Source organism: uncultured Bacteroides sp., from assembly GCF_910585845.1.
Taxonomy (GTDB): Bacteria; Bacteroidota; Bacteroidia; order Bacteroidales; family Bacteroidaceae; genus Bacteroides.
In genome coordinates, this window is sequence record NZ_CAJUHF010000009.1 from 56,202 (window position 1) to 69,644 (window position 13,443).

Below are 13,443 nucleotides of genomic sequence, written 5' to 3' on the forward strand. Positions count from 1 at the left end.
ATCACTATCTTTGTATTATTATGGAATTAAGACAGTTAAGATACTTTGCCAAAGCCGCCGAGACACTGAACTTTTCTGATGCGGCAAAAGCCCTCAACATAGCGCAAAGCTCGCTATCGCAACAGATAAAGCAATTGGAAGATGAACTGAACGTACAGCTTTTCCTGCGAAACAGCCATTCCATACGCCTGACCGAGGCCGGAGAAGAGATGCTGCCCTTCGCCTTGCGAACTATCCATGACGCCGAGACCTGCGCAGACAGGATACACGATTTGCAGAAATTGCTGACCGGCACGCTGAACATCGGCATCACCTATTCTTTCAGCCCGATACTGACCGAAACGGTAATCTCTTTCATGAAGATGTATCCGCACATCAAACTCAACATCATCTACAAGCCCATGAGCGAACTGATGGAGCTGCTTGCCAAACGGGATTTGGATTTCGTGCTTGCCTTCAAGCCTACGAAACCGGTGGCTGATGTGGAATCGCACATCTTGTTCCAAAACAGCCTGTCGGCCATCGTCAGCAGCACTCACCCGCTTGCCTCAAAAGACAAAGTCACTCTGGCAGAGCTTGGGAAATATGAATTGGCATTGCCATCGAAAGGATTGCAGGCACGGAACGCATTCGACAGCCTTGTGACTACGTACAACGATTTCCAGATTCGTATCGAACTGAACGAAGTGAACATCCTGCTGAAACTCATACGCCAGACCCACTTGGTGACCGTGCTTGCCGAAGACTCCATCTATAATGAGTGCGACGTGAAAGCTGTTCCCCTTGACGTACCGGACAACGAAATGATAGGCTGCGTCCATATCCTCAAGGACACGTATCACAAACATTCCATGAAAGAGTTTATACGATTATTGAGCGAATCGCTCATCGTCAAGAAGCGGCAGAACTCATGGATATAACAGCTTTTTAAGCAAAATTTAAACAGCTTCTAAAGCTGCTCTAAGATGAATTACGTACTTTTGCACCGTTATAAAATCAAAGAGACAGATGAAAAAGTTCAGTAAAGGAGTCCGGTTTACTCCTAAAAACTATTCCGACGAAGTAGAAGCCAAGATACAACGCTATAAGAGAGAAGGTTACAAGCTCCCGTTGCGCCATCTGCTGCGCACCGAAGAGCAACTGGCAGGCATACGCGAAAGCGCAAAAATCAATACAGCCCTGCTGGACTACATCTCGGCAAACATACGCGAAGGCATGTCCACCGCAGAAATCGACCACATGGTCTATGAGTTTACGACCGACCACGACGCCATCCCCGCCCCCTTCCTGTACGAGGGATTCCCGAAAAGCGTGTGCGTAAGCATCAACGACGTCGTCTGCCACGGCATCCCGAGCACCAAGGAGTTCCTGCGCAGTGGGGACATCGTGAACGTGGATGTTTCCACCATCTACAAAGGTTATTTCTCGGATGCCTCGCGCATGTACATGATCGGTGACGTGAGACCCGAATGGCAACGCCTGGTGCAAGTGGCGAAAGAGTGCCGCGACATCGGCGTGCAGGCTGCGCAACCGTGGGCACGCCTCGGCGACGTGGGAGCCGCCATCCAGGAACATGCCGAAAAGAACGGCTATAGCGTAGTGCGCGACCTTTGCGGACACGGCGTAGGCATCAAGTTCCACGAGGAGCCGGACGTGGAGCACTTCGGCAAACGGGGCACGGGCATGCTCATCGTGCCGGGCATGACGTTCACCATTGAGCCGATGATCAACATGGGAAGCTACGAAGTCTTCATCGACGAGGCGGACGGATGGACCGTATTCACCGACGACGGACTACCCTCGGCACAGTGGGAAAGCATGCTTCTGATTACTGAAAACGGAAACGAAATCTTGACGGAATAAATATGGAGTTCGTTTTTCTACTCATCGGAATGGCGGCAGGCGCAGGAGTGGGCTATCTCACCGCCGGACGAAAAAGCGCCGCCCTGTCAGCCCAGCTGCAAGCCGCCCGCGAACGGGAAGAGCTGATGGCGCGTACTTCGGAAGAGCGCATCGCCCGCGAACATGCCGTCACCGCCGAACGGCTGTCGGAACAGGAGAAATCGTTCAACCTCAGGCTGATGGAACAGCAACGGCAATGGGAAGAGCGGCTGAGGCTACAGACAGAAGAGGCGGAAGCCCTGCACAAGCGCATGAGCATCGAGTTTGAAAACCTCTCCAACCGCATCTTCCAGAGCAAGACGGAGGACTTCACCCGTCTGAATGCCGAGCATCTGAACTCCCTGCTCCGTCCTTTGGGCGAAAACCTGAAAGACTTCCGCGAAAAGGTGGAACAAGTCTACAGCACCGAAGCCAAGGAGCGTTTCTCGCTGGGCGAACGCATCAAGGAGCTGGTGGACCTGAACAACCGCCTCAGCGAGGAGGCGAACAACCTGGCGCGTGCCCTGAAAGGCGACTCGAAGATGCAGGGCAACTGGGGGGAAATGATTCTGGAGCGTCTGCTTCAGGCATCCGGCCTGATTGAGGGTAAGCACTACTTCCGGCAGGAGTTCCTGAAGGACGAACGGGGCGAGATGCTCACCAACGAGGAGAGCGGACAGAAGATGCAACCGGATGTCTTGGTCAAGTATCCCGACGACCGCGAGATGATTATTGATTCCAAAGTCTCCCTCACCGCCTACAGTGCCTATACCTCTGCCGAAGACAAAGACGAAAAGGCGCGCCTGCTGAAAGCGCATCTGCAATCGGTGCGTGCCCACATAGACGAGCTAAGCCGGAAGGACTACTCCCGCTACGACATCAAGGCACCGGATTTCGTCATGATGTTCATCCCCACCGAAGGGGCTTACTTGCTTGCCATACAGAGCGACAGCAATCTTTGGGAATACGCCTACGATAAGAAAGTTGTGCTGATGAGTCCTACGAATCTCATCAGTGCCCTGCGCCTCTCCCTCGACCTCTGGAAGCGGGAGAATCAGGTGAAGAACGTGCAGGCCATCATCAAACGGGGCACAGCGTTATACGAGAAGATTGTCGGCTTCACCGACACCTTCCTGAGCATCGGCGACAGGCTGACTGGGCTGCAAAGAGATTACGACCGTGCCTTCAACCAGCTTTCCGACGGAAACGGAAGTGTTGTCAGACAGGCGGAAATGTTGCGAAACATGAGCCTCACCCCCAAGAAACGAATATCGGCCAAACTGCTGCCCAAAGATGAGGCGATGGAGGAAGGAGAAGAGACGGCGGACGGAGAGATGTAAGTTGATAAGTTTGTAAGTTGCCGTACTAATGCGAGTAACTTAAAAACTCAAAATCTATTGACCTTTAACTCCTAAGAACAGAAATATTCTCAGGATATTTCTGTTTGACTATAAAATTATTTGTTTGCCAAAATATTCTCCACATCTTTTTTAAGTGCTGGAATATGTCTTATAATCAAACTCCAGAGAAATTCGGTAGTAACACTATCATATCCATGAATTACTCTGTTTCTAGTATGAATAATCGCTTTAGCATTTGGCAGTTTAAAATTAGGGTCAACTTTCAATATTCGATTAATGGCTTCTCCCATGATTTCTACATTTCGTTCAACAGCCCGTTGCCTAAGCATATCCTTTTGAAAATCTTGAAATAGCTTGGAAACATTAGCAAAATAGCTTTCTACTTCGATAGTTGCATTAAGTACATCAATCAAATGCTTTTCAATATATTCATCCATAAACCAACCGTTTAGACTTATCAATATTTTTCCTCAATATAGGATTGCGAATTGCCTTATCTTCCAATAAATCAACTTCCCTGCCCAACAAATCTTCCAATGAAAGTTTAAAATCAAAGTAGTTATCTGCGTAATCCTCCAAATCCACTTTGTCAAAGTCAACAACCATATCCACATCACTTTTTTCGTTGAAACGATTGGTTAGAATAGAACCAAAAACAAATAACTTCCCCACCTTATGCTCCTTGCACAAAGCAATGATTCTCTGAATATTGTTTTCAATCAGTTTCATATAGTTTATCCTTTCGATACAAAAATAATAAATTCTAATGTATCTAACAACTAATCAAAGTGATAAAATACAAATCTTGCATTTCGGAAACACGCCGTTTTTTTCACCTCACGGAACGCTTTTTCTCGTCTCGCGAGACCATTCTTTTCGTCTCACGAGACTATTTTTTTCGCCTCGCGAGACTGTTTTCTTCATCTCACGGGACGAATCTCTTCATCTCCCTATCGAGAAGCATCAGAAGCCCACAATTTTATTTCTTAGGAAGCACCCGGAAGAGTACAATATACCCCAGTATCCCGGCAACGACAGTACCACACAACACACCGAACTTTGCCTGGTTCAGCAGCTCCGGATAAGCACCGGCAAACGACAGGTTGGCTATGAACAAAGACACCGTAAAGCCAATGCCGCCCAGCAGTGACACACCGGCTATATTCTTCCAATTCATCCCCTCGGACATGCGGACAAGCCCGCTCTTGATGGAGAGCCAAGTAAACAGGTAGATGCCCATAAACTTACCCAACAGCAGTCCCAAACCGACAGCTATAGCTACATTTCCGACAACATCTCCACCCCCACTGAACACCACGCCTGCATTGGCAAAAGCAAACAAGGGAAGTATCACAAAGTTCACCGTCCCATGCAGGTTGTCTTCCAAAGACTGCAAAGGGCTGATGACACAGTCGGAAGCCCGCTCCACCTGCTTTAAAGTCGCAATCTGCTCGTTGGTCAGGACGATGTTATCGGACTGCATGACCGGGAAGGTGCCGATAATGGAACGGATACGCCTTATGTATTTGCCCGCATTCAGCCGCGGACGGGCGGGTATGACGAATGCCAGTATCACACCGGATATGGTGCTATGGATGCCCGACTGCAGGAACAGATACCAGATGATCAGCCCAAAGAACAGGAAAAAGATTTTCTGCGTCACGCCCCGCTTACCCATATAATATAGGAAAGCATAAAGCACAGCTGCCGCAATCAGATAGCCGTATGCCACCTCCGCGCTGTAGAAAATGGCAATCACCAGAATGCCGCCGATGTCGTCTACCACGGCAAAAGCCGTCAGGAATATCTTCAGGCTCAGCGGAACCCGATTGCCCAGCAGACTCAGCACACCCAGCGAGAAGGCAATGTCGGTAGCCATCGGAATGGCCATACCCTGTGTCTCGGGCGTGCCGGAAGCGACCAGAAACGAATAGACTATCACGGGAAATATCATGCCCCCGCATGCCGCAATGAACGGCAGGATCGCTTTCCGGAACGAAGAAAGCTCCCCTACCAGCAACTCACGCTTTATCTCCAAGCCTACGGCCAGAAAGAAGACGGTCATCAGGCAGTCGTTGATGAACTCTATCATCGTCAGGTTGTGTCCGCCGTGCGAGAGCAGGTTGAAGTCTCCGACACGCAAATGCAACTCCTGCGACAAGAAGCTCTGATAGATCGGAGCCAGCGAAGAATTAGCAACAACGGCAGCAAGGATGGCCGCCAAAAACAAAATGGTCGCCGCCGCATTCAGCGACGAGAGTTTTTTCAGGGAACGTAGGGTAATCATTCTCTATCAGATTTAAGTATTAATTCAAGTTTCTTAAGTTAAAATATTGTATCTCACCAATTAAGATTCTGCACTTCATCGATCAGCACTCTGCACATCGTTAATTAAAGCTCTACACATCATCGATTAATGCACTGTACGTCATCAGTAAAACACTTATATCATCAATAAAACACGATATATCATCAGTAAGACACTATATATCATCAATCCAGCTTCAAGACGGCAAGGAACGCCTTCTGCGGCACTTCGACGTTACCGATCTGCTTCATGCGCTTCTTTCCCCTCTTCTGCTTCTCCAGCAACTTGCGCTTACGGCTGACGTCACCTCCATAACATTTTGCCGTCACGTCCTTGCGCACAGCCTTGATGGTCTCGCGGGAAATGATCTTGGCACCGATGGCTGCCTGTATGGCGATGTCGAACTGCTGCCGCGGAATCAGGTCTTTCAGCTTCTCGCACATGCGGCGTCCCAGTTCGTAGGCATTGTCGAAGTGGGTCAGCGTGGAAAGGGCATCCACCGGCTCGCCGTTCAGCAGGATGTCCAGCTTGACCAGCTTGGAGGGGCGGAACCCGTGGGCATGGTAGTCGAAGGAGGCATATCCCTTAGAGATGCTTTTCAACTTATCGTAGAAGTCGATGACGATTTCGCCCAGGGGCATATCGTAGTAGATCTCCACGCGATTGCCCGAGATGTACTCCTGCTTCACCAGCTCGCCGCGTTTTCCGAGGCACAAGGTCATGATGGGGCCGATATAGTCGGTGGTCGTGATGACGGAAGCCCGGATGTAAGGCTCTTCGATGCGGTCTATCATTGTGGGATCGGGCATGCTGCCGGGGTTATGCACCTCCGTCATGTGTCCCTGCTTGTCATAGATGTTGTAGGAAACGTTCGGCACTGTGGTGATCACGTTCATGTTGAACTCCCTGTCGAGGCGTTCCTGCACGATCTCCATGTGCAGCAGTCCGAGGAAGCCGCAACGGAATCCGAATCCCAATGCCAGCGACGACTCCGGCTGGAAGGTCAGCGAGGCATCGTTCAGTTGCAGTTTCTCCAAAGAAGAGCGCAGGTCTTCGAAGTCCTCCGCCTCAATCGGATACACACCGGCGAAGACCATCGGTTTCACCTCTTCGAATCCGGCGATTGCCTCCGTGCAGGGGCGAGATATGTGGGTGATGGTATCGCCCACTTTCACTTCCTTGGAGGTCTTGATGCCGGAGATGATGTATCCCACGTCTCCTGTGCGCAACTCCTGGCGTGGCACCATGTCCATCTTGAGCACGCCTACTTCGTCGGCATCATATTCCTTTCCGGTATTGAAGAATTTCACTTTGTCTCCCTTGCGGATCACGCCGTTCACAATCTTGAAATAGGCGATGATGCCGCGGAAAGAGTTGAATACAGAGTCGAAAATCAGCGCCTGCAAGGGGGCTTCCTCGTTGCCTTCGGGATGGGGTATGCGTTCGACCACTGCTGCCAGTATCTCTTCCACGCCCATGCCTGTCTTGCCGGAGGCACGGATGATGTCGCTACGCTTGCAGCCGAGCAGGTCTACGATTTCGTCTTCCACCTCTTCGGGCATTGCGCTTGCCATGTCGCATTTGTTGATGACGGGGATAATCTCCAGGTCGTGTTCGATGGCCATGTAGAGGTTGGAGATGGTCTGTGCCTGCACGCCTTGCGAGGCATCCACTATCAGCAGTGCTCCTTCGCAAGCGGCGATGGAACGGGAAACTTCGTACGAGAAGTCCACGTGTCCCGGAGTATCAATCAGATTCAGAACATATTTCTCACCTTTGTACATGTACTCCATCTGGATGGCATGGCTCTTGATGGTAATCCCTCTCTCTTTCTCCAAATCCATATCATCAAGCATCTGGCCCTCGGTTACCTGTATCGTATTGGTAAACTCAAGCAAACGGTCTGCCAAGGTAGACTTGCCGTGGTCAATGTGGGCTATAATGCAGAAATTACGTATATTCTTCATCTTCTATCTTATTCTTAAAATATATCTTTTATATCATTTATTACTAAACATTCTTGTCCAAGCACCGGCTTTAATCGGCAGGACTCCAAGCACAGCTAATCATGGCTTTATGCCGGACAACTTCCCTTTTTTTCTGCAAAAATACGAAAAGTCTGTAGAAATGAAAATATTGTGTCAATGAAAGTTTGCCGCACGGCATCAATAAGTGCACAGCATCAACAAATGCACGGCAATCCGCTTTATTGATCCGTCCGGATGCGCTGCAGCAACGCCACATCTTCGAAGTGCCCCTCCACACACAGCCAGTCCTTCAGCACTCCGCACTGTACGAATCCGCAGGAGGCGAACAGGTGCAGGCTTGCCTCATTGTCCGTAGCAATATGGGCGATGAGCTGCCTCAGGCGCAGAAAGTCGAAGACATAATCACAAAGCAGGGTCAGCGCTTCCTTGGCATACCCTTTCCCGCGAAACTCTTTCCGGAGCACAATGCCCACTTCTCCGCGCGAATGCATCGGGACGAAATCCGTCACGTCGATCGTGCCTATCGGACGGCCGTCTTCAAGGCGCACGATGATCAGGCGCAGCTGTTTGTCGGCAAACATGTCGCATTGCGAATCTTGCAGGTATTGCTTCATCACGTAGCGCGAATAGGGTACGGTAAAGTTGCTGATATCCCATTCTTGCGGGTCGTTCTCCATTTCGTAGATCAGTTCCAGGTCTTCCGGCTCCATGGCACGGAGGCGGACATGATCGCTTATAAAATAGTTATGTTTCATTGTCGTATATCGTATTCTTTGTCAGATATAGTATTCTTTATTATATGTATTATATGTAGCATTCTTTGTCATACATAGTATTTCTTTGTCTGATGTAACACTTTTTGTCTGATGTAACACTCTTTGTCATACATAGCATTCTTCGGGAGTGACCAGTACGCGGCTCTCCGGATTATAGATTCCGAGACGCAATCCCGTCTGGCGATGGAGGGAGAGCAAACGAATGATTGTCGAGAAAGAGAAGGCGCGGCAGTCATAGACCACGTGCGTAAACCCTTTCAGTGAGATGAACATGCTTCCATGCCCGTCGGCAGAAGAGGTTTCGTTGGAGACTACAAAATGGTGCCTGCCGGTCAGCCCGTTGCGTTTGAACAAGGCACGCAGGCTGCGGACCGCTGCTTCTTCGCCAAAAACAAGAAAACGGGGAGATTGCGGATACTGCCATCGGGTGGTCCCTTTACTTCCGGAAAAGGAGGCATGCTTCAGAGAAAGTAATGTTAGTTTCAGGAAAAGCATCGACAAACGGATATACATTTGCAGACGAATGCCCGCCCGAACCAGCATACGACCGACGGCACCGTATCTCCTGCCATGCTTGCAGAAGAATATGTCCATCGCTCCGCAGAAGACACGCACATGGCGGTAGGTATCTTTCGACGTGCTTTCTCCTTTATAGTGCAGCATCGGGTAAGGCAGATAGTAGTTCTCGTACCCCGCCTCAACCATCCGGCACGAGAGGTCGATGTCTTCGCCATACATGAAGAAGTCTTCATCCAGCAGTCCGGTCTTTTCCAATGCAGACGCCCTCAACAGCATGAACGCACCAGCCAGCACTTCCACCTGATGGACGGCGTCCGGATGCAGCCCGTTGCAGTAGTAACCGCCCAATCCCTTGGAGCGTGGGAAAAGCCTGCCCAATCCGGTCAGTTTGCCGAAAGTGGCAGTCAAGGTAGGATAGCCGCGTTTCGATTCGGGCAGAAAGTTCCCGTCAGACGTCAGCATCTTCGCTCCGGTGGCTCCGGCACGCGGATGGTCGTCCATAAACCGGACTGCCCGCTCCAGCATATCTTCCGGCAGCAGGGTGTCGGGATTCAGCAGCAGCACATACTCGCCCGTGGCTTGCCGGATCGCCTGATTGTTGGCACGGGCAAAGCCGACATTTGTCTTGTTTTGTATATAGGTGAGTTGCGGGAAGCGTCCGGTGAGGTATGTCTCCGAGCCGTCGGTCGACGCATTGTCCACCACCAGCACTTCTGCCTGAAGATTGTCCACAGCTTTGTAGACGGAACAGAGGCATTGCTCCAGATAATGCTTCACATTATAGTTGACGATGACAATAGAGAGCTTCATCCGGTTCTCTCCCCCCTTAATCGATGCACAATTCCTTACGCAGGCGTGCCTCACCGGGCAGGCAGAATAAAGATGCCGTAAGGGCGATAAAGGCACAAAGCACACCGGTGTTGCTCAGCATCAGATAGTAGACGGCAAAGCCTGCCAGCACCGGCAATGCCAGAAGTCCCAGACGCACCTTGCTCCAGAACGAATAAAGACGCAAGGCGTCGGAGATGCCGACCGCGTCAATCTTATGCGTCAGCACCCAGGCAAACAGTTTCAGTGATACGGGTACGCAGACTGCGGTCAGCAAGATGTCCAATGCTTCCGAAATATAAACGGTACGCGCATCGGCGGCATACATGCCTACCCAGTTCTCGCAGTTCTCGCCGATCAGCATGCTCACTATCGGCAGCAACCAAAAGCCGATGAACCATCTTTTCTGGCATGCTGCCACATGTTTTATCTGTTCTTCCATTTCTCTTTCTAAAGTTCTGTTCTTGTTCTAAAGTTCTGTTCTTGGCTTTCTCTTTCTTGAGTCTTGACCATCAGTCTATTGAATCTTGATTATCAGATCCTTGAGCCCTAGCCATCAGGTTCTTGAGCCTTGATTGTCAGATCCTTGATCCTTAACTGCCAGGTTCTCGATTATCAATTCTCAGGTTCTCGATTCTTGATTATCAGGTCCCTGATTTTCCGTTTTCAGATTCCCGACTCTCTGCTTTCAATTCCCCGAAAAAGGAGTCCGGTTCACGATGCTCCGTCCCAGCGTCACTTCATCCGCGTACTCCAGTTCATCGCCTATGGAGATGCCGCGGGCAATCACGCTCAGTTTCACGCCCGTCTTTTCCAGTTTGCGATAGATGTAGAAGTTGGTCGTATCTCCTTCCATCGTGGTGCTGAGTGCCAGGATCACCTCCTTTATTCCACCAGCTGCCACGCGTTGCACAAGGCTTTCGATCTGCAGGTCGCCCGGTCCTACGCCGTCCATTGGCGAAATCACTCCGCCCAACACATGATACAGCCCGCGAAACTGCTGCGTGGCTTCTACCGCCATCACGTCGCGTATGTTTTCTACGACGCAAACCGTCGATGCGTCCCGCTGCGGATTGGCGCAGATGCGGCAGGTCTCCGTGTCCGAGATGTTATGGCAAACCTTACAGTACTTCACTTCATGCTTCAGGGTGACGATGGCATTGCCGAAAGCCTCCACCGCCGCCGTGTCCTGCCGCAGAAGGTGCAAGACCAGGCGCATGGCAGTCTTCCGCCCCACTCCGGGCAGCTTGGCGAACTCGTTCACCGCCTTTTCCAATAATATCGAGGGAAATTGTCCGTTCATACTAAAAATTAAGCTATCAGGAGGCAAAGATAGTGCAAACGAACGTCATGGAAGTTTGCTCACCAATTGCCGGTTGCAACCTATCTTCGTTATTTTAGAGAACAAAGATAGTGCAAAAAAACGAGAATGAGAGAAAATCAATGAAAGAACATCAAGAAAATAAAAAGCCCAACCTATTTAGAGCCTGTTTGAATTTTGTTCAGTCTTCTTTTGAGAGACAAGCCTGTACCGCCAGTTGCTCTATTTTGATGGATTCACAAATATGTTTTCGGATATATCCGATGGCTATCCTGATACGGTTGTCCTTGCAGTGTGGACGAGGTCCTGCTTGCTTCAAAAAAACGTGCCAACAACTGGAGTACAATACCACGCGACTCCACCTTATCGCAAAAGTTACATTGCCTGTTGCGTAGAAGACTGCGTTGTAGTGTAAATTTGTTGTCATAGATGGCAGGGGCGGATTGAGGTAAACTTATGTAGGGATCGATCTCACAAAGACGGCGAATCAACATTAAGTCCATCTCTTCTGCCGGAATCTCTACGGGAAACTCCCATTCGTCAAGCAACCTCTCGTTAAGCCCCGTCTCTTCGTACAAATGGACGTAATAGTGACAGAATAGCCAACCCTACATTCAGTACCATTTATCGATATTATCTCATTAATCCTCGATATTATCCAGCCTTTGTCATACAACAACTTTTTATCTTTGCATTCAGGAATATTTCGGCTTGAGCCAATATTTCTTATCAACCTTATGTATGACAATTTGAACTAATCAGCATGAAATTATGAAGAGAACAATCTTGTTATTGGCAGCATGCCAAGTGGCTGAAAGATAATTCGTCAGACGAAAGTTTTGATTATCAAGGTGGGAGGACAGATATAGTGCCCTGCTTCTTTCCGCAAAAGAGAGGAACAATCGGCACACAGTTCAATCCTGTTTTGACTACAAGGGGTAAAGATAACCAAATTAGGAAAAAGTTATGTCCGTTTCTGAAATAAGTGTTATCTTTGCCACCCTAAGAACAAGGAGATATGCTCCTGCAAGGGTATCCGTCTTTTATCCTGAATGATTTATATGCAGAAGTCATCGGGAGTTTTAAGAATCTTAATTTGACAAGAACAATGAAAATAACCAATGCCGAATTTATCATCAGCAATACAGACGTAAAGAAATGTCCGGCGGGAACACTGCCCGAATATGCCTTCATCGGACGTTCCAACGTAGGAAAGTCCAGTCTCATCAACATGCTGACCGGCCGCAAAGGACTTGCCATGACCTCCGCCACTCCGGGAAAGACAATGCTCATCAACCACTTCCTAATCAACAGCAACTGGTATATCGTCGACCTGCCCGGCTACGGCTATGCCCGCCGCGGCCAACAGGGCGTGGCACAAATACAACGGATCATCGAAGACTATATCCTGAAACGCGAACAAATGACCAACCTCTTCCTGCTCATCGACTCACGCCTCGACCCGCAAAGCATCGACCTTGAGTTCATGGAGTGGCTGGGCGAGCACGGAGTGCCCTTCTCCATCGTCTTCACCAAAAGCGACAAACTGAAAAGCGGCAAGCTGAACGCCAATATCCGGCAGTACCTGAAGAAGCTGGAAGAGCAGTGGGAAGAGCTTCCCCCCTATTTCGTGACCTCCTCCGAAAACAAAATGGGCAGGGAAGAGCTATTGAACTATATAGAGAGCATCAACAAAGAGATAAATGCCAAATAAATGACTCAAGTTTCGCAAGTAATAAGCATGTAGTAGTTAACTACTTTAACTACTACAACTGCGACGCATAGATTTCTTACGAAACTTATAATAAATGATTAGTTAAATGAGGAAAAGAATGTTTTCACTGGCTGTCCTCGCCGCTTTATTGCTGGCACCCGCCGACAGCCAGGCACAATCGTTGAAAGATTTGTTCAACAAAGAAAATGTAGAGAAAGTGGTCAACGCCGTCACGGGTAAGAATACAGTTGACATGACGGGGACATGGGTTTATACTGGTTCCGCCATCGAATTTGAGTCGGACAACCTGCTGATGAAAGCCGGCGGAACCGTTGCCGCCACCACCGCCGAAGCCAAACTGAACGAACAGTTGAGCAAGGTGGGCATCAAACCCGGTCTGCTCAGCTTCACCTTTGCCGCCGACAGCACGTTCAACGCCCAACTGGGAAGCAAGACCCTGAAAGGTACATACACCTACGACGCCAACGAAAAGCAGGTCACCATGAAATTCGTGAAACTGATAAACATGAACGCCAAAGTGAACTGCACATCCAGCGACATGGACCTGCTGTTCAACTCGGACAAGCTGCTGAAGCTGATCACTTTCCTGTCCAGCAAGAGCAGCAATGCCACTCTGAATACCATCAGCTCGCTTGCCAGCAAGTATGACGGCATGATGCTGGGCTTCTCGCTCGACAAGGAAGGGCAGGCACAATAAAGAAGAACAGGCATACATAGAGACTCAAT

At 49.6% G+C, this 13,443-nt stretch carries 14 protein-coding genes; 5 read left to right on the forward strand and 9 right to left on the reverse strand.

Annotated elements, in window-relative coordinates; genetic code table 11:
- Positions 1-20 precede the first annotated feature (20 nt).
- The 3 genes from QZ323_RS04430 (at position 21) to QZ323_RS04440 (ending at position 3,221) form a co-directional block, all read left to right on the forward strand.
- A complete protein-coding gene (locus tag QZ323_RS04430) occupies positions 21-920 on the forward strand; it encodes a LysR substrate-binding domain-containing protein (protein ID WP_294633148.1) in 900 nt (299 codons plus the stop codon).
- Positions 921-1,008: 88 nt separating this feature from the next.
- Positions 1,009-1,863, forward strand: coding sequence for a type I methionyl aminopeptidase (gene map / locus QZ323_RS04435; RefSeq protein ID WP_294633149.1), 855 nt, complete (start codon positions 1,009-1,011; stop codon positions 1,861-1,863).
- Positions 1,864-1,865: 2 nt separating this feature from the next.
- Complete coding sequence (locus QZ323_RS04440; protein WP_294633151.1) at positions 1,866-3,221, forward strand: DNA recombination protein RmuC; 1,356 nt, start codon at positions 1,866-1,868, stop codon at positions 3,219-3,221.
- Positions 3,222-3,337: 116 nt separating this feature from the next.
- Here the strand turns inward: QZ323_RS04440 and QZ323_RS04445 are convergent, their stop codons facing one another.
- From QZ323_RS04445 to QZ323_RS04485, 9 genes are all read right to left on the reverse strand, one after another.
- The gene (locus QZ323_RS04445) at positions 3,338-3,679 is read right to left on the reverse strand and encodes a HepT-like ribonuclease domain-containing protein (RefSeq protein ID WP_294633152.1); all 342 of its coding nucleotides are present in this window, start codon (positions 3,677-3,679) and stop codon (positions 3,338-3,340) included.
- Positions 3,672-3,971 (reverse strand): nucleotidyltransferase domain-containing protein, encoded by a 300-nt coding sequence (locus tag QZ323_RS04450; protein WP_294633153.1) that lies wholly within the window; start codon positions 3,969-3,971, stop codon positions 3,672-3,674. Before QZ323_RS04450 ends, QZ323_RS04445 begins: the two co-directional genes overlap by 8 nt.
- Positions 3,972-4,221: 250 nt before the next feature.
- Positions 4,222-5,529, reverse strand: a complete 1,308-nt coding sequence (nhaA, locus tag QZ323_RS04455) for a Na+/H+ antiporter NhaA (protein ID WP_294633154.1) — start codon at positions 5,527-5,529, stop codon at positions 4,222-4,224.
- Between the two features lie 206 nt (positions 5,530-5,735).
- Positions 5,736-7,517, reverse strand: coding sequence for a translation elongation factor 4 (gene lepA / locus QZ323_RS04460; RefSeq protein ID WP_294633156.1), 1,782 nt, complete (start codon positions 7,515-7,517; stop codon positions 5,736-5,738).
- A 239-nt stretch (positions 7,518-7,756) separates the two neighbouring features.
- Positions 7,757-8,293, reverse strand: a complete 537-nt coding sequence (locus QZ323_RS04465) for a GNAT family N-acetyltransferase (RefSeq protein ID WP_294633157.1) — start codon at positions 8,291-8,293, stop codon at positions 7,757-7,759.
- Positions 8,294-8,419: 126 nt separating this feature from the next.
- Positions 8,420-9,643 (reverse strand): glycosyltransferase family 2 protein, encoded by a 1,224-nt coding sequence (locus QZ323_RS04470; protein ID WP_294633159.1) that lies wholly within the window; start codon positions 9,641-9,643, stop codon positions 8,420-8,422.
- Positions 9,644-9,659: 16 nt separating this feature from the next.
- The gene (locus QZ323_RS04475) at positions 9,660-10,103 is read right to left on the reverse strand and encodes a hypothetical protein (protein ID WP_294633161.1); all 444 of its coding nucleotides are present in this window, start codon (positions 10,101-10,103) and stop codon (positions 9,660-9,662) included.
- A gap of 246 nt (positions 10,104-10,349) precedes the next feature.
- Entirely contained in the window at positions 10,350-10,964 is a 615-nt protein-coding gene (gene recR, locus QZ323_RS04480) for a recombination mediator RecR (protein ID WP_294633163.1), read from the reverse strand.
- A gap of 254 nt (positions 10,965-11,218) precedes the next feature.
- Positions 11,219-11,560 (reverse strand): hypothetical protein, encoded by a 342-nt coding sequence (locus QZ323_RS04485; protein WP_294633164.1) that lies wholly within the window; start codon positions 11,558-11,560, stop codon positions 11,219-11,221.
- A gap of 530 nt (positions 11,561-12,090) precedes the next feature.
- On the opposite strand from QZ323_RS04485, the gene yihA reads away from it, so the two are divergent.
- Together yihA and QZ323_RS04495 are read left to right on the forward strand one after the other, a co-directional pair.
- Positions 12,091-12,696, forward strand: a complete 606-nt coding sequence (gene yihA, locus QZ323_RS04490; RefSeq protein ID WP_294633166.1) for a ribosome biogenesis GTP-binding protein YihA/YsxC — start codon at positions 12,091-12,093, stop codon at positions 12,694-12,696.
- Positions 12,697-12,802: 106 nt separating this feature from the next.
- On the forward strand, positions 12,803-13,414 hold the full coding sequence (locus tag QZ323_RS04495) for a DUF4923 family protein (RefSeq protein WP_294633168.1): 612 nt from the start codon (positions 12,803-12,805) through the stop codon (positions 13,412-13,414).
- Positions 13,415-13,443: the final 29 nt, after the last annotated feature.

Coding starts and splice junctions, on each gene's coding strand:
- QZ323_RS04430 (WP_294633148.1), top strand. CDS start 21: ATGGAATTAAGACAGTTAAGATACTTTGCCAAAGCCGCCGAGACACTG.
- map (WP_294633149.1), top strand. CDS start 1,009: ATGAAAAAGTTCAGTAAAGGAGTCCGGTTTACTCCTAAAAACTATTCC.
- QZ323_RS04440 (WP_294633151.1), top strand. CDS start 1,866: ATGGAGTTCGTTTTTCTACTCATCGGAATGGCGGCAGGCGCAGGAGTG.
- QZ323_RS04445 (WP_294633152.1), bottom strand. CDS start 3,679: ATGGATGAATATATTGAAAAGCATTTGATTGATGTACTTAATGCAACT.
- QZ323_RS04450 (WP_294633153.1), bottom strand. CDS start 3,971: ATGAAACTGATTGAAAACAATATTCAGAGAATCATTGCTTTGTGCAAG.
- nhaA (WP_294633154.1), bottom strand. CDS start 5,529: ATGATTACCCTACGTTCCCTGAAAAAACTCTCGTCGCTGAATGCGGCG.
- lepA (WP_294633156.1), bottom strand. CDS start 7,517: ATGAAGAATATACGTAATTTCTGCATTATAGCCCACATTGACCACGGC.
- QZ323_RS04465 (WP_294633157.1), bottom strand. CDS start 8,293: ATGAAACATAACTATTTTATAAGCGATCATGTCCGCCTCCGTGCCATG.
- QZ323_RS04470 (WP_294633159.1), bottom strand. CDS start 9,643: ATGAAGCTCTCTATTGTCATCGTCAACTATAATGTGAAGCATTATCTG.
- QZ323_RS04475 (WP_294633161.1), bottom strand. CDS start 10,103: ATGGAAGAACAGATAAAACATGTGGCAGCATGCCAGAAAAGATGGTTC.
- recR (WP_294633163.1), bottom strand. CDS start 10,964: ATGAACGGACAATTTCCCTCGATATTATTGGAAAAGGCGGTGAACGAG.
- yihA (WP_294633166.1), top strand. CDS start 12,091: ATGAAAATAACCAATGCCGAATTTATCATCAGCAATACAGACGTAAAG.
- QZ323_RS04495 (WP_294633168.1), top strand. CDS start 12,803: ATGAGGAAAAGAATGTTTTCACTGGCTGTCCTCGCCGCTTTATTGCTG.